Genomic DNA, 19,749 nt, shown 5'->3' on the forward strand with positions numbered 1-19,749 from the left:
TCGCGATGGCGACCAACGCCGAAATCGCCGGCCGCTTCGAGGAGTTCGCCGACCTGCTCGAGGCCGACGACGTGGAGTACAAACCGCGCGCGTACCGCCGCGCGGCTGAAAACGTCCGTGCGCACCCGTCACCGATCGCCGACTACGTCGAGGCGGGCGACCGCGACGCCATCGAAGACATCGACGGCGTCGGCGATGCGATCGCCACCAAAATCGTCGAGTACGTCGAAACGGGTTCGATCGATGAACTCGAGGAACTGCAGACTGAACTCCCGATCGACATCGCCGACATCACCCGGATCGAGGGCGTCGGCCCGAAGACGGCCGGGAAGCTGTACCACGAGTTGGGTATCGAAACCCTGGACGATCTCGAGGCGGCCGCCGAAGCGAACGAGATACAGGCGGTCTCGGGTTTCGGCCCGAAAACCGAGCAGAACATCCGCGACAACATCGAGTTCGCCCGCGAGGTCGGGACGCGCCAGTTGCTCGGCGAGGCGCGCCCGCTCGCCGACGACGTGCTCGCGTTTCTCGAGGGGATCGAGGAAGTCGAACGCTGCGAGGTCGCCGGCTCGATCCGGCGGTGGCGCGAGACGATCGGCGACGTCGACGTCCTCGTCGGAACGAACGACAACGAGGCCGTCATCGAGCAGTTCGTCGAGTGGGGGTCCGTCGACAGCGAGATCGAGTCGGGGCCGGCGAAGGCGAGCGTCCGCGTCGGCGAGATTCGCGTGGATCTTCGCGTCGTCGTCCCCGACGAGTTCGGCGCGGCGCTGCAGTACTTTACGGGGAACAAGGACCACAACGTCAGCCTGCGAAATTACGCGATCGATCGAGGGCTGAAGGTAAACGAGTACGGCGTGTTCGACGTTAGCGAAGTCGACGCCGGCCCTGACGGTAGCGCGGAGTCGGGCTCGGCGACGGGCGGCAGTCAACGCATCGGCGATCGACTCGCGGGCGAGACGGAGGAGGGAATGTACGAGGCGCTCGGGTTGTCCTGGATGCCGCCCGAGTTGCGGACGGATCGGGGCGAGATCGCGGCGGCCGAATCCGGAACGCTCCCTGACCTGCTTACCCGCGAGGACATCCGCGGCGACTTCCACAGCCACACGGAGTGGTCGGACGGCAACAACACCATCGAGGAGATGGTCGGGGCCGCCGACGGGCGCGGTTACGATTACTTCGGACTCGCCGACCACGCCGAGGGACCGGGTATCGTCGGCGGAATGGGACTGTCGGACACCGAAATCCTAGAGCAGGTCGAGCAGATTCGCGAAGTCGACGCCGCGAGCGATATCGACGTCTTCGCCGGCATCGAGGCGAACGTCGACGCCGACGGCGAGATCGGCCTCTCCGAGGCGGCCATCGACGCCCTCGACGTGATCGTCGCTTCGACGCACAGCGCCCTCGACCAGGACACCGAGCGGGCGACGAACCGGCTCGTTCGCGCGGTCGAAAACCCCGCGGTCGACGTACTGGGCCATCCGAGCGGCCGACTGCTGAACGAACGCTCCGGACTCGACTTCGACGCGACCGCCCTCGCCGAGGCGGCCGCCGCACACGACACCGCACTCGAGGTAAACAGCAACCCGCGACGCCTGGACCTGTGGGGTAGCACCGTCCAGGCCGCCATCGACGCGGGCGCGAAGATCGCCATCAACACGGACGCCCACCAGCCGTCGACGCTCGAGTTCATGCGCTGGGGCGTTCACACGGCCCGCCGCGGGTGGGCCGAGCCGGGAGACGTGATCAACACCTGGGAACCCGAGGAGGTACGCGAGTTCTTACACTGATCGGCTGTGCCCGTTTTCGAACGGTCCATGCAATTTCTCCTCGACACCATGTGCGGCGGCCTCGTCTCGTACCTCCGAATGTGCAACTACGACACCGTCTACGCCGGCGACCGGAATCTGGAGGCGGACGACGACGTGATCGCCGCCGCTCGCGCCGACAACCGAACGATCGTGACGCGCGATAGTGAACTCGCGAACCGTGCCGCGGACGCGATTCTCCTGACGGCACACGAGGTCGACGAGCAACTCGCGCAACTGCACGAGGCCGGCGTTGAACTCGAACTCCCGCCGGAGCCGGCCGTTTGCGGGCGGTGTAACGGACGGCTCGAACGGGTCGATCCGTCAGAATCGACGCCGGGGTACGCGCCAGAACCCGGCGCGTTCGAGAGCGAAACGCCGGCCGCCGGTCGGGACGACGGATCGTCGCGGTCGTCGACGGGGCCCACCCCGGTCTGGCGCTGTCAGTCGTGCGGGCAGTACTTCTGGCGCGGCAGTCACTGGGACCAGGTTAGCGAGACGCTACCCGGTTGTTGACCGATGCTTTGGATTACAGCGCAGGGGAGCAGAGGGAGCGGAGGGGACGATGCTATGACGCGATAAGAAACGATCTATCATCAGTAAACGGCCGCATCGTCGAACCGGCCGTCGTATGCGATGTGGTCCGGGTGCGTCGGCTCCGTGCCGGAGAGAAACAGGCGGTCGGCCTTCTCCCAGGTGTTCTCATAGCCCAGATGGAGCAACTCGTTCGCCGTCGTTCGCCACCGTCGCAGGCCGTTTTTATAGACGACGCGCCGCGAGACACCGTCGTCGAATGCATCGAGGAGGTCCTGTTCCGTTTCGATCGCCCGCTCGAAGACGGTGTAGGCGCTCCCGATCGAACGCGGGAGATGGGCGTAGGACGACGTAAACGGCGGATACTCGAGTTCAGTTGCGAGTTCCCGAGCTTGCCGGTTGTGGTGGGGCAGATGTTTCGGGTTGAAAATCTCGATCGAGTCAATCGTCCCCTCGTATCGGTACAGATCGGCGGCTGTGAGACTGACGGTGGCGAACTCGGGATGCGGAACGAGGACCGTTGCGTCCTGGCGGTCGAACTCGGCCATCGCCGCTTCGAGCGAGATGAAATCGGGAACTGGCTCCTCGAGACCCAGCGCGAGGACGTGTTTCCGGTCCGTCCAGGTGCCGGTAAACACCTCGCGGGCGGGGATTACCAACAGCTCTTCGGTCGAATACCGGGCTGCAATCTCGCGAATCTCCGGTAGCCGCCGGAAATGCGGTGCATAGACTATCGCGTCGAGCCCTGCCTCGGTCGCCCGTTCGATTACAGCCTCGTTGAGGACCTTCGTGTGACAGTCGACTCGAGACGCCACTCCGTCGCTCACGTCACTCACGTGCCCTCGTTTCGGGACCGAAAAGTTATGAATTCTGATTCTGAACTCGATTAACTGTTAGATCTGGGCCGGAGTAGTGTATGGCCGTCACTATCAGACCCGGCGTTTTACGATGACTTCTTGTCATTTTTACGTCTGTCGCTACCGATTCTATGGTCACGATTACCATCTCACTCCGTGGAGGTGCCATTTCTACGTCTGTTTGCGGTCACACATACTGCGAAAAGACCATTAGGACGGCCTCTCGAGTTCACCGTGAAGACGAATGGCATGGGAATGTGGAATCGATGGCTGTGGCGAGGTCTTCGCGGATGTCGAATCGGCCGTCGTCCATCAGGCGACCGAACACGACCAGTGTGAGTGCAAAGTCTGTGGGACGGTCGTTCCGGACGGCTACCTCGCGATTCGGCACGCCTTTACGGAACATAGTCGTGCGGAGTTCGTCCGTGCGTACGGCGCGAGTTCAGCCGAGGTTCGCGAGCGCGAGGAACTGCTTTCGGCGATTGAGGATGCGGCGGACACCGAAGCGATTGCAACTGAGTTAGATCGGTAGCGAGTTAGCGCGACAGCGCCGGTCGAGAGAAAAGCGGTGCTGGTAATTGTTCTCAATTCGAGACGAGATGCGTCAGACAGTGGTCGTCTTAGCGCTCGTCGCTGTCCAGCACGCGAATCTGGTCGCCGCGGACCGTCACCGGAATCGGAACCGTCGCCTCGTAGAGTTCGACCGTCACCTGATCTTTGCCCTCATCGATGCGCTGGACCTGGGCCTTCTCGCCCTTGAACGGGCCGGCGATGAGTTCGACGATGTCGCCCTCGGCGATCCCTTCGACGTCCGGCTTCGGCGAGAGGAAGTGCTCGACTTCGGAGATATCCGACTCACCCGGGACGATGTTGCGGGCGTGGGGAATGTCCTCGAGGACGCGGTTCAGGGCGGCGTCACCGTCAGCCTCGACCATCACGTAGGAGGTGAGCGAGTCCGGCGCGAGTGCGGCGTGAATCTCGGGTTCCTCGCGGTTGATGATCATGTCCGCGACGGTGCGCTCCTGACTTGCCGTCGTTTTGACAGCGAAGATGCCCATCAGAGACCACCGCCCGGCAACAGGAGCATGATCCCTCCAATGATGAATCCGAGCAATCCGACCAGGAGGATTCCTGCACCGGCGATTTTCGATACCTGGAAGAACTCCTGACTGGTGGGTGTCGTCGCCATTTTCAACACCCGAACGTACGAGGTGAGGTCGTAGGGAACGTCCATATTTGTCTATTCACAGCGCGGGGTCTTTTATTTGTCTTTCGTGTCCCACGTTGCACTCGACGGCCTGTCGTCCAAACCGTTCGGCAACGAAGCCTGACACATGGCAGAAGACGATACCGACCGCGCGGACGAGTACGAAGCCGAACGCGAGGCAGAGATCGAAGACGAACTCGAACGGATCGACCGCGACCGCGACGAAGCCGACGAAGGGAGCACCGAAGTCGGCTCACAGAGCGCCCCACGGCGTGACGACCGCGGCGGGACTGCCGACGATGAACTCGAAGAAACGAGCGAGGAAGAAGAGGACGAGGACGACCAAGCGGAGACAACCGGCTAACACACGGTACTCATTCGATCGCCGGTATCACTTCGTTCTCGTAGAACTCGACGAACTCGGCCTGGTTCGGCCCGATCTGGTGGATCGTGACGTGGTCGAAGCCGGCGTCGATGTACTCCTGGATCGCCGAGATGTGCGCTTCGGGATCCGGCCCGCAGACGACCAGCTCCGCGATTTCGTCCTCCGTAACCGTTTCAGTCGCCTGTTCGAAGTGAGCGGGCGTCGCGAGTTCCCACATGAGTTTCCCCGGCAGTGCCGCTTGCGGCCAGATCTCGTGAGCCGTCTCGATCGCCTCCTGTTTGTCTTTGGCGTAGCAGACGTCGAGTTCAGCGTATCGGGGTGCGTCTGCGGTGCTGTCCGTCTCGAAGGAGTCGACGAGGGTGTCGTCGGGACGGACGGCGACGAGGCCGTCGCCGATGTCGCCGGCGGCTCGCGCGGTTTTCGGGCCGTCGGCGGCGACGTGGATCGGCGGGAGGTCATCCGGGAGCGTGTAGATGCGAGCGTTCTCGACGGTGTAGTAGTCGCCGTGATAGCTCGTGGTGGTCCCGTCCCAGAGGGAACGGATGACGTCGACGGCCTCGCGGAGCATCTCGAGTCGGACCTCGTGTTCCGGCCACCGGTCGCCGAGGATGTGTTCGCTCAGTTGCTCGCCGGTGCCGACGCCGAGGAAGAACCGGCCGGGGAGCTGGACGCCGGCCGTTGCGGCCGCCTGGGCGATGATCGCCGGATGGTAGCGGATAATCGGGCACGTGATCGCGGTGCCGAGTCGGAGGTCGGTCGTCGCCTGTGCGATCGCGCCGATCACGTTCCAGGCGAACGGGCTCTCGCCCTGCGTCGAGGTCCACGGATGGAAGTGATCCGAGATCATCGCGAACTCGAAGGCGGACTGTTCGGCCAGGGTAGCGTAGTCGACGAGTTCGCTCGGGCCGTGTTCCTCGCAGATGAGTTTGTAGCCGATGTCGGTCATGGGTCTGGTGATCGGTCACTCCATATCCGACGCCGACAATTGCGCGCTTGCAACTGCCGCGTCTCGGCGAGCGGCTGCTCAGGGCGGTTCGGGCGGCGTTTGGGTCCGAGCCTCTTGTTCGGGTCGCTCTTCGAGTGTGAGCTCGACCGTCTGGTGGTCTCCGTCGCGGATGATCTCGATTTCGATCGTGTCTCCGGGAGAGGTATCGAGCGCCAGGACGGTCGAAAGGCGGTCCTCGTTCGGGATCGGTTCGCCTTCGATGGCGACGATTACGTCGCCGCCGGCGGGGACGGCCGTTCCGTCGACGGTCGTCTCCCCGGAGACCGGTTCGAGAACACCGTCGGCGGGAGAATCGGGGACGGTTTCCGCGACGAGTACGCCGCGCGGCTCGTCGAGGTCGTTCGCCTCGGCGATCTGTGGCCCGACCGGGAGGACGCCGACGCCCATGTAGGCGTGTTCGTACGTTCCGGTGTCGATCAGTTGCGGGACGACTCGTTCCGCGAGGAGGGCGGAGATGGCAAAGCCGATCGTCTGGCTGGCACCGGCGAAGACGATGCCGAGCACGTCGCCGTCGAGGGTGACGAGCGGGCCGCCGCTGTTGCCGGGGTTGACTGGCGCATCGGTCTGGATCGCGGCGGGGATGGCGAAGCCGGTCGGGCTCGGAAGCGAGCGGTCGATCCCGCTGACGATTCCCTGTGAGGCGGAGGCGTCGAATCCGAGCGGGTTGCCGAGGGCGAGCACCTCCTGGCCGATCACGGGATCGTCGTCGGCAAACGAGAGTCCGTTGACGATGTCGGGGAAGTCATCGACCTCGATAACGGCAATGTCGCTGTGCGGATCGGCGCCGACGACCGAGCCGGTTCGCCATTGCTCGTCGCGAAACTGGAGTTCAACGTCGCTCGCCTCGCCGACGACGTGGGCGTTGGTGATGACGTGGTCGTCGACGACGAATCCGGACCCGAGCCCGCCCTGCTGGTTTTCGGTCTCGGTGCCGTCACCGGTACCACCAACAACGACGAGAACGACATCGTCGATGCTCTCGTCGTAGATTTCGGTGTACGGGCTTTCGGATTCGGTTCCGGAGTTGGATGCAGTCTCGGACCCGGATTCGTTCTCGGAGTCCTGTGCCAGTACAGTCGTGGTCCCGCCGCCGATCAGGGCAACTGTGCCGACCAGGCCAGCCTGTGTTCGAAGGAACTGCCGTCGCGGAAGCGCTCGCTCTCGTTGTCGTTGCATCGTCGTGGGGGTCCCACCCCGACGAACGCTATAAAACACGCCCCAGCACGGGCGCGGAAATGGAGATCAGACGGTGGCGTGCGTCTCATACGGACTCCTATCAGTCAGTGCCGGCGCACCCCTGACCCGTCCGCGGTTGCGCCGGGAAATCGCTACACCAGACCGTCTCAGGCCTCGTCGAAGAGTTCGTCGCCGTCGATCATGTGCTCCTCGACGGCGTCCATATCGAGCGTCACGCCGAGCCCCGGTTTCTCGGGGATTTCGATGTAGCCGTCCTCGATGACGTCTTCTTCGACCAGGTCCGCCCACCAGTCGAGTTCGTAGGAGTGGTACTCGACGGCGAGCGAGTTCGGAATCGCCGCGCCGACGTGGGCGCTCGCCATCGTCGCGACGGGTGAGGAAACGTTGTGCATCGCAACGGGCACGTAATAGAGGTCGGCGAGGTCGGCGATCTTCTGCGTTTCACGCATGCCGCCGACCTTGGGCATGTCGGGGGCGATGATGTCGACGGCCTGCTCTTCGAGCAGGCGGCGCTGGCCGTGTTTGCGGTAGACGTTTTCGCCGACGGTGATCGGCGTCGTGGTCCCCTGCGTGACCTCCCGCTGGACGTCGTGGTTCTCCGGCGGGACGGGGTCTTCGAGCCACCAGACGTCGTACGCTTCGAGGCGTTCCGCGAGACGCTTGGCGGAGCCGCCGGAGAACGTCCAGTGGCAGTCGAAAGCCACGTCGGCGCGGTCGCCGACGCGTTCGGTGACGGCTTCGACGATCGAGGCCTTGTGTTCGATCTCGGGTTCGCGAAGGTGGCGGTTCGCGCGGTCCTTTTCGTGGCCCGAGGGGACGTCGAGGTCGAACTTCAGGGCGTCGTAGCCGAGCTCTTCGACGACGCGCTCGGCTTCGTCGGCGCAGGCGTCGGGGTCGGCCTCTTCCTCGGTGTGACAATCGCAGTAGACGCGGACCTCGTCGCGGTACTTGCCGCCGAGCAGCTGGTAGGCCGGCACGTCGAGGATTTTCCCCGCGAGGTCGTGGAGCGCGACCTCGATTCCCGCGATTGCGGTCACGGTGACGCCGCCGATCGAGCCCTCGCCGGACATCTTCTGGACGAGGTGTTCCGTGAGTCGATCGATATCGAGCGGGTTCTCGCCCTGCAGGAACGGCGTCATGCGCTGGATCAGCTCCGGAACGCCCGCGCCCCAGTACGCCTCACCGGTACCGACGGTCCCCGCGTCCGTGTAGATTCGCACGAGCGTCCACGGGAAGTTGCCGTCGATCATCGTCGTCTGGATGTCCGTGATCTCGACATCGCGGCCGCCCCCGCGTTCTCGTGTAACGCCCATCGTCTCCGCCGAGAGTTCGCGCATCGTGTACTCGGCGTTCGGGTCGTGAAGCTGCGAGTAATCGATTCCCATAGAAACCTCACTTACACCTATGGTAGTAATTGTTTTGAATCCGTGGTGAGTTCACGAGTCTCACTCAGAAGCCGCCCGCCGGCGCGTCGAACTCGACCGCAGTTTTGACGACATCGTCGCCGTCCTTGAATGCTTCCGTGTACTCGTCGAGATCGTAGACGCCCGTCACGAGTTCGTCGGTGAACCACTCGGGGAGTTGCGAGAGCGTGTCGATGGCGGCCTCGAAGTGGCCGCGGTGGGAGTTGACGGTGCCGAGCAGCGCCTTGTTGTGCAAGACGAGTTCGCGGTGGAGGCGGCCGCCGTCGACCTCGAACTCCCAGGGTTCGGGGACGCCGAGCAGGACGCCGACGCCGTTGGGTGCGAGCGCGTCGACCGTCTCGAAGGCGTGTTTGGCGTGGCCGGTCGCCTCGTAGACCAGATCGACGGCTTCGTGGGCGTCCGGAATTTCCGAAACCGACGTCTCGCGGGAGTCGACGTAGGTCGCGCCGAGATCCTCGACGAGTTCGACGGTCGGATGCGAGCGATCCCGCCGACCGAGACAGTAGGTGCGGTCGATGTCGAGGACCGATTCGAACATCGCGAGCGTGAGCAGCCCGAGCGGACCGTTACCGAGGACGAGCGCTGTCTCGGGGGTCCAGTCGAACGCAGAGCGCGTCGCGACGGCGTGCTCGATGGCCTTTTCGGAGATACTGATCGGTTCCACGAGAAAGCCGAGTTCGGCGAGTTCGGGCGGGATCGACACGAGATACTCGGCGGGGCTGGTGACGTACTCCGCCATGAATCCGTGGGCACCCACGATCCCGCGCTCGAGGTACTCGCCCTCGGGTGCCATATCCGGCTCGCCCCGCTCGAAGAACTCGTTGGAGCGACCCGGCGGGCGACGGACGGTCGGCACGACGAACTCGCCGGCTTCGAGTTCGGTGCCGTTTGGCTCTTCGACGACGCCGACGGCCTCGTGGCCGAGGACGAGTCGGTCCGCACCCGCGGGCAGGTTTCCGTGGTGGCCCGCGATTACCTCGTGGTCGGTCCCGTCGATCCCGACGCGAAGCGTGCGCACGAGCGCTTCACCCGGTTCGGGTTCGGGACGGGGCCGCTCGACGAGCGCGGGTTCCCCGGCACCCGGTTCGACAGCGATCGCTTTCATACCCGGATCTGGGAACCGACGAAATAAAAATTTACCTCTCCAGTAGTAAATATCTGAACGCGGGTCGACCGTCAGCAGTACCTATAATAGTTATTACAGTAGCGGGCGACCGATTCAGCGTCAATCACTTACTAGATACGGCGAGTGACGGGCTGTGAGGCGTTCGTTCGGCCGAGCGCGATCGGAGTCCGGCGACTGGCCACACTATCTTCGGCGACACATTCTGTATATCGTGACTCTCCGGATTGGTAACCGGTGTTCGATGCGGATCGGTGCGTTCGGAATGTGGTTGTTTTCCGTTATATATCGGCACTAGCTGCCGGACAGCAGTTATTTTTGAATGGTTGTCCCGGACCATCAGTAACGAATTGGGAGAACGGTTGAGATAACGACGATCCAGGGGGAGGTTGCTATTCGACGGGTTATCATCGACTCCGAGCGCGAACGAGAGGCGAAACGGGTATCTCGGAAGGGGAAAACGAGTTCAGAACGGCGGGGAGGCCTCGACCGTCAGTTGTCGCGGGCGTCCTCGACGGCGGCGACGAACGATTCGGCGGTCGCTCGGACCCCGTCCATATCGCCGCGGTCGATGGCTTCCTTGTCGAGGATCGCGCCGCCCGCGCCGACCGCAACCGCACCGGCGTCGAAGAACGCGTCGACGTTGTCCGCCGAGACGCCGCCGGTCGGAATGATGTCGACATCGCCGAGCGGGCCGCTGAGCGCGCTGATGTGTCCGGGACCGACCGTCGAGGCGGGGAACATCTTGAGCACGTCCGCGCCGGCCTCCATCGCGGTGACGGCTTCGGTGGGCGTCATGACGCCCGGTGCCGCGAGGACGCCGTGGCGGTTGCAGGTGCGAACGACCTCGGGACTGGTGGAGGGCGAGACGACGAACGTCGCGCCGGCGTCGATCACGGACTGGGCCGTCGCGGCGTCGAGTACGGTTCCGGCACCGATTATCGCGTCGGTGTCCGCGAGTTCGCGGTCGACGGCGGCGATCATCTCGGCGGCGCGGGTGCCGTCGGCCGTGATTTCGAGGGCCTCGACGCCGGCCTCGTAGAGCGCGCGCGAGACGGGAACGACTTGCTCCTCGTCGACGCCGCGAACGACGGCGATGACGCCGCTTTCGACGATTCGGTCCGTGATGGTTCGCGTGTCGGTCATCGGTTTCCTCCACGTGTGCGTGACGGATAGTTCCCACCGCATGGGTCGGCGTGGTTCGAAGGCATCGTGTCCGCGTTCTCCCGGGAACGCAAAGAAATTTACTCACAGCTGACTCTATCGGTGGAAGCGACGGTGGCTATTCTCCAGTGGCTTCCGCGTCGGCGAGCGGCCGAAGCGTCACCGAGTCCGCCTCGAAGTCTTCGAGGAACGCGCCGGTGCCGCCGACGACGTACTGCGCGCCGTCGACGTCGATCGTGAACGAGTTCTCGATCGGCAGCGATGAAGTTACCGGGCGAACGAGGCTCTGTCGAACGTCGACGATCGCTCCCGAGAGGGTCGACGGGAGCGCGTCGTCCTCGTCGGCGACCGGTGCGCCCGTCACCGTCGCTTCGAGGTTCGTCTCCGTCGCCCGATGCAGCGCGATCTGGAAGACCGCGTTCCGGAACCCGTCGTAGGTCTGCGGGAGGTCCTGTGGCGTCGTCACGTACCGTTCCTCGGCGGTCGGCCAGTAGTTCGCCAGGAACGACCCCGCGAGCACCGGGACGAGCTGGTCCTGCGAGAGCGTGATGGCGCGCGTATCGCTCGTCGAACTCGTAAGCAGTTGGCTCGGCGCGAGCAGCCCGTGCTGTCGGTCGACCGTGAGCATCGTCGGGACGAGCGCGTCCCACGTCCGAACCGTACTCGCAGCGTCCGCGAGGGAGGCGATGTCCTGCTCGTCGTCGCCGGTCGCACCGAGCAGGAGGAGGACGAGAACGCCGCGGTCGACGGTTTCTTCGAGCGTCGAGCGGATCTGGGGGAGCACGTCGATCGGGAGCGAGAGCGTCACTTCGGTTTCGGCGCGTGCGAGCAGTTCTTCGAGTCGCTTGATGACCGTCTGGCGCGACTTGACGACCTCGAACTGTTCGCCGGACCGCTCGGTCGCGGTGTAGCGTTCGCGCAATTCGGGTTCGATCTCCTCGACGCTTTTCGTGAGCCGATCGACGACCGTCTCGGGATCGACGGGCCGGATCACGGTCGGGACAGCGTGATCGTCGACCTCGACGAAACCGCGATCCTCGAGTTCTTCGCTGATGCTGTAGACGTAACGTTTCGAGACGTCGGCGGCGTCGGCGATCGTACTCGCTTTCGACGCGCCGCGGTCGAGAATCGCGAGGTACGTGTCGATCTCCTTCCCGGAGAGACCGAACCGATCGAGGCGGTCTGCGATACCGTCGGTATCCATGAATATTCAGTACGTCGCGGATTGCGGTGGGGCGGCAAAAAGATTCGCGGTCACGCCGTCGTCGCGAGCGCCGCGACACGCTCGCCGCGTCGACCGAACTCGCGGTCTGGAACGAGTTCATCGTCGCCCGGACGCTGCTTCGTCCCGAGAACTACACCCCCTCGGTTGAACTCTACGCGCTCGCGACGGCCGGCCAGTACGATACGCCGCGGACGCAGTTCTCGGCGTTTGCAATGTCGTTTGCGATGTCGGTAGCGTTGATCTACTTCTTCGCCCAGAGTTACGTCGAGAGCGGGCTCTCGTCCGGCGGCATGGAAGGATAATCTCGTTCTCGCCGTTCCCGGTGTTTCCGTTCGAAGTGCAAATCAAGGACGGGAGGCCTCAGTAGCGGTGTCCGACGAGCAACCCGGCTTCGAATGCTGCTTGTCGAGCCGATCCGTTGAACTCGCAAGGAGAGTCCGCGTTAGTGATCGCTGGTCGCCGATCGCCGGTCGCTGTGACGATCAGGCCAGCGGGAGGACCGACGCGACGGAGACGATCATGACGAACGCCGTCACCGAAACGATGGTCGTCAGCGCCGTCCAGATTTTGAGCGTCTCGGTCTGCGTGAGGCCGCCGATTTCTTTGACCAGCCAGAATCCGCTGTCATTGAACCACGAGCAGATGTTTCCGCCGGCGCCGATGATGAGCGCCAGGTAGACCGGATGGACTGCCAGCTCTGGAACCTGCGGTGCCATGATGCCCGCAGTCGTAATCATCGCGACGGTCGCCGATCCCTGCGCGATGCGAATAGCGGCGGCGATGACCCACGCCGAGACGAGCACCATGACGCCGTTTCCGCCGCCGACGGAGACGAGGTCAGTGATGTAGTCGCCGATGCCGGATGTCGCGAGGAGGCCGCCGAACGCGCCGCCGGCGGAGGTGATGGCGGCGATGTGTGCGCCGCTTTTGAGCGCCTCGACGAGTTCGTCGGTCCAGATATCGCGGTCGAGTTGGCGAACGCGCAGGTACGTAAGCGCTGCTGCGAGGGCGGCCGCGGTGAGTGCGAAGTTCGGGTCGCCGAGGAAGGCCGTTGCCGGTTGCACCGCCTCCAGCGGGCCTTCGAACGCGGCAAAGTTGAGCGTGCCCAGCGGTCCCAGGGGGACGCTAACGCCCGTCGAAGCCATCTCGAAAAGGTAATTGGCGGTCGTACTGAGTGCGACGAGGACGACGGCGAGCAGGATCGGGAGCGTTGCCTCGAACAGTCCCGGCAGTTCGCTATCGGGGAGTTCCGCCAGTTCCTCGACTTCGCGGGCGTTCGACCCCATCGTCTCGCGGAGCGGGATGTCGTCGAGGCGGTCGTTGATCCACCGACCGTAGAGGATGCCGGCGACGACGGTCGTCGGAATGGCGACCAGAACGCCGGCGATCATCGTGGTGCCGAGATCGACGCCGAGTTCGAGCGCGATCGCGAGCGGGCCGGGCGTCGGCGGGACGAACACGTGCGTCGTCGACGCGCCCGCGCCGACGACACAGAGGAAGAGCGCGTAGTCGCGGCCGGTGCGGGCTCGCATGGAGCGAGCGAGCGGTGCCATCAGGTAGAAGACGTTGTCGAAAAACACCGGAATCGAAAGCGCGCTGCTGCTCCCCCAGAGCGCGAGGTAGGATCGTTCTTCGCCGGTCACCGACTGGAACGACCGAACGATGCGCTCTGCAGCGCCGCTTTCCATCATTCCCTTGCCGATGAGTGCGGCCATCAGGATGGGGATCCCGACCCCGGTCATCGTCTCGCCGAACCCGGAAGCGATTTCGGCGGGAACTTCACCGAGTGGCACCGCCGCCGTTGCAGCACCGACGATCAGCGATGCGATAACGAGTCCGAGAAACGCCGGTAGTTTCAGCCAGACGAGTAGTGCGATGACTGCGATCAATCCGATCGCAAAGACGATCAGGGGGTTACCGATTGCCATGGCTGATTCGCACACGCTGACCCGTATTATATTTCACCATATAGAACGAGTACCAAAAGCACCCAATCATCCATGATTGTTATTTATTAATGGACGAGTAAAGAATAGCTATCGAGATTCGAGGAAAGGATTTAACAATTCTTATCAGATATGTGTGTGCGTACACTCGGTTCGAGCACTCCTTGAAATTGTTATATATTCGGGGTCTACGCGGCAAATCGCTGACTGGACGGTCCGCCACCGGACCGCAATACTCAGTGGGCGAACATATCTTCGAACGGTCGCACTCGAGAACGAAGCGTCGTATCGCGGGACATCTCTGCAGTCGGTACAGACGAAATGCGGAGTCTGTGCAGTCAGCCCACGGGATCGTCGATCAGCATCAGCAGTTCGCGAACCGACGGCCGATCGAACGAGTTCGTCCCCTGGTAGCTGGTCGTGACCGTCGGCTCGCCGTTCCGGAACTCGAGGACGATCGTCATCGGCGCTCGACCGATCGCTTGGGCCATCCGCCCGAGCTTTCCGTATCTGGTTTGCTGTGCAAAGGCCGCCGCGAGCGCCGTCTCGCTGTCCGCCAGGACCGGAAACGGCGGATCGACGAGTCGCCGCCAAGAGCGCACCTTCGGATACGAGCCCGGCACGACTACTGCCACGGCGACGTCCCGCCGTCGAAAGCGATCGTACGAGTCAGCGACCTCGCGAGCCTGCTGTCGACACGCGCCGCTCTGATTGCTCTGCATCAGCAGCAAGACGACAGCCGACGAGTTCGATCCGAGTGCGGCGACCGAGACCGGATCGGGCCCCGCTCCCACGTTTGGGAACTCGAGCGAGGCGATCTCGGGGTCCATACGCAGCGTACGAGATGGAGACCGAAAGCGGTGGTCCCGGCAGTTGTCGGCGCGGTCGCGGTCGTAACCGATATTGAGACGCGTGGTCTCCGTCGCGGTAACCGCGGCGGTCGGACCCGCGGCTTGAACTGGCTTCGGAGCACCCGGTGCTCGACTGCCGTATCCCGAGCACCTCACATTACAGCCCCACATTACAGCCTGAGACGTCAAGGCTCCAGTTCCGCAGTGATCTCCGCCGGGGTCGCATCGAACCCGCCAGCCTGCGCCAGGGTAGCCGAGCCGCCACCGCCACCGCCGAACGCGTCGGTTACCTCCGCGACCACCGCCTCGGCGGAGCGCGACGACGTAGCGTCGGTAGCGACGACGGCGTAGGCGGTGTCGGTGCCGCCGACGATCACGACGACATCCGCAACCTCGCCCGCCGCTTCGCGCGCGAGTTCTCCCGCGTCGTTCGTGTCCATCTCCATCTCCGCGACCGTCGTCGTCACCCACTCGAGTTCATCCCGCTCGAACGGCTCGCTCCCCTCCAGTTTCGTCTCCACGAGTTCGCGCTCGAGCGACCGCGCTCGCTCGGTAGCCGCTTCGCGCTCGTCCCGAAGCCGCGCCAATTCGTCGCCGACATCCGACAGCGGCACGCCGAGCGTTCGGCGAGCGGTCAGTGCCGCCGCCTTCTCCACGCGGCGACGGTCGATCGCGTCCGGGCCGACGCTGAACTCGATCCGGGTGAGGCCCTCGCCCGGGTTCGAGCGGTCGAGGACGGTAACGGGGCCGATCTCTCGCGTGTTCCGGACGTGTGTACCGCCGCAGGCGGCGACGTCCCACGGTTCGGCCGAGCCGTCGGTGCTCGTGGTTACGGTGGGGCCGCCGGACGGGGCTCGTGCTCGCGTCCCGCTCCCGCCCCCGTTCTCGTCCGCGCCGCCGATCGTGACGATGCGAACGCGGCCCTGCTGGAACGCGCCGTCTTCGGTCGCCTCGTTGAACGCGATGCGGTCCCGTTCGCGCGCATTCGCGACCGGCGCGTCTTCCCAGGAAACGGGACGTGACTCCCAGACGGCACGGTTGACGAGCGACTCGAGTTCGAGGAGCGTTTCGTCGTCGATTTCGGAACTCGTCTCGAGGTCGACGCGGATCTTCTCCTCGCCGATGTCGAAGCCGCCGTAGCCGAGGTCTTCGAGAACGCGGCGGCCGGCGCCGTAGAGTGCGTGGCTGGCGGTGTGTGCGCGCATACAGTACATGCGGAAGGTCCAGTCGATCGAACAGAGGACGCGCTGGCCGGAACGAAACGACGGGTCGTCGGCCAGCACGTGGATGTGCTCGCCGTCCTCGAGTCGGACATCGTCGACCGCGATGCCGCCGATCGTGCCGCGGTCGGCCGGTTGGCCGCCGCTTTCGCCGTAGAAGTAGCTCGTATCGAGCCGGACTCGTCGGCCGTCGATCGCCGTCACTTCGGTCTCGAACCGCGTGGCGTACGGCTCCGCTGCCGCCCGTTGCCCACTCATCGGTCTCACTCCGTTGCCCGGTACCAAAAAGCTGCTCGCCGATCTGCGGTCGGTCGTTGTTCGATTGATTTCGTCGTTCGGTCGTTGATCGATCGATTTCGATCCGTTACTCGGAAAGTGTCACACCGAGTCGATCCTCGAGCGCCTCGATCAGGCCGCCGCCGATACCGGCCTGCGTCGCCCGACCCTGCTCGACAGCGAGCAGGTCCTTCTCGGGAACGTCGAGTTCGTCCGCGAGTTCGGATCGCTGGAGGCCGGCATCGCGGCGGGAATCGACGAGCGTCTCGCCGTAATCCGAGACGAGGTATGGAAGCGGGTCGTCGTCGTAGTTGGTGCCGTCTTGCTCCCAGTGCTCTGAGTCGTCGTCCCAAACGGGATTTGCTTTGGCGACGTTCTGGGCGGCTTTTTGTTTGCGGCTGGGTTCGTCATGGGAGTCGTCGGAGTCGCGGGTTGAACGCTGCTGGCGCTGTGTTTGTTGGGCGTCGTCGTGCGGTGCGCAGTCCGGACAGACTTCGAGTTCAGCGCCGGCGACCGATGCACGTCGGAGCGAATCGCTTTCGGCCCCGCAGAGTTCGCAGTTCGTCCCGCCACCGCTGCCGGACGAGCCGGTCGAGTACTTAGCCATGGTATTCTTTGGCAACTGTGCCATTTGAAATCTCCGTTCCGGTCGGTCCCATGTGACCTCGCCGCAGACGCAAGCACAAAGGAAAGGGCTTTTATAACCACACTGGATACGATTGAGTGCAGACAAAGAGAACGCAAGTGCGAGCGTGGGTAGCCAAGCCAGGCCAACGGCGCAGCGTTGAGGGCGCTGTCCCGTAGGGGTCCGCCGGTTCGAATCCGGTCCCACGCATCGCCTGGTGGGAGTCGTTCACTGCACGTGAACGATTGTCCACCACTAACGATGCAGGTGATTTCCCTTCGTGGACATCACCCACGCATAATTCCTTTCGGTGCTACTGATCGAGAGCAACAGGTTTCGGTTTGGATTTCCGGTTTCACACCGGTCCCGACCGGAGCGCGGGCTCTCGAGGCGTCACCGTCGTCGCGACACCGCTTTTACGGTACACACGGTCTGACCCGAAGTCGATACGCACTTCGTCCTGCTAGCCGACGATCACGTATGGACACGGAGTTCGTTCCCCGCGAACGCGTCAGGTTGCTTACGGCCGTTCTGAGCGTGGTCTCACTCGCGGTCGTCTTTTCGGCGGCGGGCGGTCGCGTTCCGCAATCGGCCGTGCCGGCCCCCTCAGCGTGGGTTCTCGATTTGATCCCGCACGTCAATGTCGCGCTCAGCGCGACCGCGATCGTCACAATTACGATCGGCTGGCGGGCGATTCGCCGCGGAGCCGTCGTGACACACCGTCGGGCGATGCTCGGCTCGTTCGCCCTCTTCGTGACGTTCCTCGGGCTCTATCTCTACCGGCTCGTCGCGATCGGCGGCCCGGCGTCCTTTCCCGGACCCGAACGGGTCTATCTGTACGTGTACCTCCCGATACTTGCGATTCACATCTTCCTCGCAGTCGTCTGTATTCCGCTGCTGTACTACGTCCTCCTCCTGGCGCTCTCTCGACCGATTGTGGCACTCCGCCGGACGGCCCACGCTCGGATCGGCCGGTTCGCCGCGACGCTCTGGCTGATCTCGTTCTCGCTCGGAATCGTCGTCTACCTGCTCGGCTACGTCATCTACTGATACCGAGTCACCGAACCCGAGACGACGGGCTATGAAATGAGCTGCTGGAAGAAGTCGCTGAAGAGGATCAGGATCAACGCCGAAACGATGATCAACAGCAGGAAGGTAAAGAAGATAACCACTGCTTGCCTTCCGGTCAGTGAACTCCCCTCGAGGAACTCGTTTATGTCCATAGCTGGGTGTTCACGCGTCTCTATTTTAAAATTAGCGCAAACGGGCGAGCGGTCATCCGAGCGGCCCGTTCGTCCGAACTCCTGTCAGTCATGTTCGGGGCAACCGCAAACCGTCCTGCGGTTGCGCCGATAAATCGGCACACCAGCCCGCTCAGTCGTCGGCCGACAGCGTCGGTCCGTCGAGCGACGGTCGCTGTACGTCGCGATCCGTCTCTTCGCCCTCGATATCGTAGGGGTACTCGCCGGTCACACAGCCCAGACAGAGATCGATGCGGCCCTTTCCGAGGACTTCAGCAACGGCGTCCGTCGAGAGGTACGCGAGGCTGTCGGCAGCGATCGAATCCCGAATCTCGCCGACCGACTTGTCCGAAGCGATGAGTTCCTCGCGGGTCGCCATGTCGATTCCCATGTAACACGGCGCGACGATCTCCGGCGCGCCGATGCGCATGTGGACCTCCTCGGCACCGCAGTCTTTGAGCAACTGGACGAGTTGCGTCGAGGTCGTTCCCCGCACGATCGAGTCGTCGATGAGCGTGACGGTCTTGCCCTCGACGGTCGATTTGATCGGGTTGAGCTTCAGGCGAACGGCGCGCTCGCGCTCGTCCTGGGTCGGCATGATGAACGTCCGGCCGACGTAGCGGTTTTTCATCAGTCCCTCGGCGAACTCGACGCCGTCGTCGTCCTGGTCGCGCGCTTCACCGTCGGCCGTCGTCTCGGTCGCCGCGTCGGCGTAGCCCGACGCGAAGGCGCGTCCCGAGTCGGGAACGGGCATCACGACGTCGGTTTCGACGCCGCTTTCCGCCCAGAGCTTGCGGCCCAGATTCCGCCGAGCCTCGTAAACCAGCGTGTCGTCGATGATGCTGTCCGGACGCGCGAAGTAGACGTGTTCGAAGAAGCAGTGGGCGGTATTGTCCGCCTCGACGAGTTGGTAGGAATCGAATCCGCTGCCGTCCTCACCGAGGACGACGAGTTCACCGGGCCGAACGTCTCGGACGAGGTCGCCGTCTAAGGTGTCGATCGCGGCGGATTCGGAGGCGAGGATGTAGCCGTCCTCGAGTTCGCCGATACAGAGCGGGCGATTGCCCTGGGGGTCGCGGACGCCGAGGACGGTGTCGTCGTGGCTGATCGTCAGCGCGTAGGAGCCGTGGATGCGTCCCATCGTGCGTTTGACGGCACGAACGAGGTCTTCCTCGAGGAGGTTGCGCGCGAGGTCGTGTGCGATGACCTCGGTGTCGCCGTCGCTCGTGAAGGCGTGGCCGAGGGCGGCGAGTTCGTCGCGGATCTCGTCGGCGTTGACGAGGTTGCCATTGTGCGAGAGGCCGAGCGAGCCGCTTTTGAACGAGACGGAGAACGGTTGTGCACACGAGGAGTCGACGGAGCCGGCGGTCGGGTACCGGACGTGGCCGATGCCGGCCGAGCCCGCGAGCGGGTCGAGGTCGTCCTCCCCGAAAACGTCCCCGACGAGGCCCATGTCGACGTGGCTGTGTTGCTGGAAGCCGTCGTGGGTGACGATCCCGGCGGACTCCTGGCCGCGGTGCTGGAGTGCGTAGAGCGCGTAGTACAACGGTCGTGCCGCGTCTCGACCGTCCAGTGAGACGCCGACGACGCCGCACTTTTCGGTCATTCCTGTTCGCCGGGGAGTCTCGCCCCGCCCATCAGTCATGGTCGTCCATAGGAC

General features: G+C 64.0%; 20 protein-coding genes, 1 tRNA gene and 1 pseudogene. 7 read left to right on the forward strand and 15 right to left on the reverse strand.

The genetic code is table 11. The features are described from left to right. Positions 1-5 precede the first annotated feature (5 nt). Positions 6-1,790: a DNA polymerase/3'-5' exonuclease PolX gene (polX, locus tag C481_RS08535; RefSeq protein ID WP_006108775.1), complete on the forward strand. Its 1,785-nt coding sequence runs from the start codon at positions 6-8 to the stop codon at positions 1,788-1,790. 27 nt (positions 1,791-1,817) lie between these two features. Continuing rightward, positions 1,818-2,324 carry a Mut7-C RNAse domain-containing protein gene (locus tag C481_RS08540; protein WP_006108776.1) on the forward strand — a complete coding sequence of 169 codons (507 nt, stop codon included), beginning with the start codon at positions 1,818-1,820 and terminating at the stop codon, positions 2,322-2,324. Positions 2,325-2,404: 80 nt separating this feature from the next. Here the strand turns inward: C481_RS08540 and C481_RS08545 are convergent, their stop codons facing one another. Beyond that, positions 2,405-3,178, reverse strand: coding sequence for a PHP-associated domain-containing protein (locus C481_RS08545; RefSeq protein WP_006108777.1), 774 nt, complete (start codon positions 3,176-3,178; stop codon positions 2,405-2,407). 265 nt (positions 3,179-3,443) lie between these two features. On the opposite strand from C481_RS08545, the gene C481_RS08550 reads away from it, so the two are divergent. Beyond that, on the forward strand, positions 3,444-3,731 hold the full coding sequence (locus tag C481_RS08550) for a DUF7565 family protein (RefSeq protein WP_006108778.1): 288 nt from the start codon (positions 3,444-3,446) through the stop codon (positions 3,729-3,731). Between the two features lie 88 nt (positions 3,732-3,819). Here the strand turns inward: C481_RS08550 and C481_RS08555 are convergent, their stop codons facing one another. Continuing rightward, complete coding sequence (locus C481_RS08555) at positions 3,820-4,257, reverse strand: transcription elongation factor Spt5 (protein ID WP_006108779.1); 438 nt, start codon at positions 4,255-4,257, stop codon at positions 3,820-3,822. Continuing rightward, positions 4,257-4,433, reverse strand: a complete 177-nt coding sequence (locus C481_RS08560) for a protein translocase SEC61 complex subunit gamma (protein ID WP_006108780.1) — start codon at positions 4,431-4,433, stop codon at positions 4,257-4,259. The genes C481_RS08555 and C481_RS08560 overlap by 1 nt, the downstream gene beginning before the upstream one ends. Positions 4,434-4,533: 100 nt before the next feature. Between C481_RS08560 and C481_RS08565 the strand changes: the two genes are divergently transcribed. Then, complete coding sequence (locus C481_RS08565; protein ID WP_006108781.1) at positions 4,534-4,770, forward strand: hypothetical protein; 237 nt, start codon at positions 4,534-4,536, stop codon at positions 4,768-4,770. Between the two features lie 10 nt (positions 4,771-4,780). Here C481_RS08565 and C481_RS08570 read toward each other — a convergent pair whose 3' ends face one another. The 6 genes from C481_RS08570 to C481_RS08595 all read right to left on the reverse strand — a co-directional run bounded on the left by C481_RS08570 (position 4,781) and on the right by C481_RS08595 (position 11,909). Then, positions 4,781-5,737 (reverse strand): TIGR03557 family F420-dependent LLM class oxidoreductase, encoded by a 957-nt coding sequence (locus C481_RS08570; RefSeq protein WP_006108782.1) that lies wholly within the window; start codon positions 5,735-5,737, stop codon positions 4,781-4,783. 78 nt (positions 5,738-5,815) lie between these two features. Then, on the reverse strand, positions 5,816-6,973 hold the full coding sequence (locus C481_RS08575; protein ID WP_006108783.1) for a S1C family serine protease: 1,158 nt from the start codon (positions 6,971-6,973) through the stop codon (positions 5,816-5,818). A 167-nt stretch (positions 6,974-7,140) separates the two neighbouring features. Then, positions 7,141-8,379: a mandelate racemase/muconate lactonizing enzyme family protein gene (locus C481_RS08580; RefSeq protein WP_006108784.1), complete on the reverse strand. Its 1,239-nt coding sequence runs from the start codon at positions 8,377-8,379 to the stop codon at positions 7,141-7,143. Positions 8,380-8,443: 64 nt separating this feature from the next. Next, positions 8,444-9,523 carry a glucose 1-dehydrogenase gene (locus tag C481_RS08585; RefSeq protein ID WP_006108785.1) on the reverse strand — a complete coding sequence of 360 codons (1,080 nt, stop codon included), beginning with the start codon at positions 9,521-9,523 and terminating at the stop codon, positions 8,444-8,446. 510 nt (positions 9,524-10,033) lie between these two features. After that, positions 10,034-10,687: a bifunctional 4-hydroxy-2-oxoglutarate aldolase/2-dehydro-3-deoxy-phosphogluconate aldolase gene (locus C481_RS08590; protein ID WP_006108786.1), complete on the reverse strand. Its 654-nt coding sequence runs from the start codon at positions 10,685-10,687 to the stop codon at positions 10,034-10,036. A 136-nt stretch (positions 10,688-10,823) separates the two neighbouring features. Continuing rightward, positions 10,824-11,909 carry a TrmB family transcriptional regulator gene (locus C481_RS08595; RefSeq protein WP_006108787.1) on the reverse strand — a complete coding sequence of 362 codons (1,086 nt, stop codon included), beginning with the start codon at positions 11,907-11,909 and terminating at the stop codon, positions 10,824-10,826. A gap of 92 nt (positions 11,910-12,001) precedes the next feature. On the opposite strand from C481_RS08595, the pseudogene C481_RS08600 reads away from it, so the two are divergent. Next, positions 12,002-12,232: pseudogene (locus tag C481_RS08600) on the forward strand (sugar ABC transporter permease); the annotation flags it as partial. Positions 12,233-12,412: 180 nt separating this feature from the next. Here the strand turns inward: C481_RS08600 and C481_RS08605 are convergent. From C481_RS08605 to C481_RS08620, 4 genes are all read right to left on the reverse strand, one after another. Continuing rightward, a complete protein-coding gene (locus C481_RS08605) occupies positions 12,413-13,858 on the reverse strand; it encodes a GntP family permease (RefSeq protein ID WP_006108790.1) in 1,446 nt (481 codons plus the stop codon). A 356-nt stretch (positions 13,859-14,214) separates the two neighbouring features. Beyond that, entirely contained in the window at positions 14,215-14,706 is a 492-nt protein-coding gene (locus C481_RS08610; protein WP_006108792.1) for a redoxin domain-containing protein, read from the reverse strand. A 206-nt stretch (positions 14,707-14,912) separates the two neighbouring features. Then, positions 14,913-16,205, reverse strand: coding sequence for an alanyl-tRNA editing protein (locus C481_RS08615; RefSeq protein ID WP_006108793.1), 1,293 nt, complete (start codon positions 16,203-16,205; stop codon positions 14,913-14,915). Positions 16,206-16,311: 106 nt separating this feature from the next. Continuing rightward, complete coding sequence (locus C481_RS08620) at positions 16,312-16,830, reverse strand: helix-turn-helix domain-containing protein (RefSeq protein WP_006108794.1); 519 nt, start codon at positions 16,828-16,830, stop codon at positions 16,312-16,314. A gap of 143 nt (positions 16,831-16,973) precedes the next feature. Here C481_RS08620 and C481_RS08625 point away from each other — a divergent pair. Together C481_RS08625 and C481_RS08630 are read left to right on the forward strand one after the other, a co-directional pair. Beyond that, positions 16,974-17,058: transfer RNA gene (locus C481_RS08625), tRNA-Leu, on the forward strand. Between the two features lie 270 nt (positions 17,059-17,328). Continuing rightward, the gene (locus C481_RS08630; protein WP_006108795.1) at positions 17,329-17,898 is read left to right on the forward strand and encodes a DUF420 domain-containing protein; all 570 of its coding nucleotides are present in this window, start codon (positions 17,329-17,331) and stop codon (positions 17,896-17,898) included. A 29-nt stretch (positions 17,899-17,927) separates the two neighbouring features. Here C481_RS08630 and C481_RS22155 read toward each other — a convergent pair whose 3' ends face one another. Further along, a complete protein-coding gene (locus C481_RS22155; RefSeq protein ID WP_006108796.1) occupies positions 17,928-18,071 on the reverse strand; it encodes a hypothetical protein in 144 nt (47 codons plus the stop codon). Between the two features lie 151 nt (positions 18,072-18,222). Next, the gene (gene purF / locus C481_RS08635) at positions 18,223-19,695 is read right to left on the reverse strand and encodes an amidophosphoribosyltransferase (protein ID WP_006108797.1); all 1,473 of its coding nucleotides are present in this window, start codon (positions 19,693-19,695) and stop codon (positions 18,223-18,225) included. Positions 19,696-19,749 lie beyond the last annotated feature (54 nt).

Source organism: Natrialba asiatica DSM 12278 (assembly GCF_000337555.1).
Classification (GTDB): Archaea; Halobacteriota; Halobacteria; order Halobacteriales; family Natrialbaceae; genus Natrialba; species Natrialba asiatica.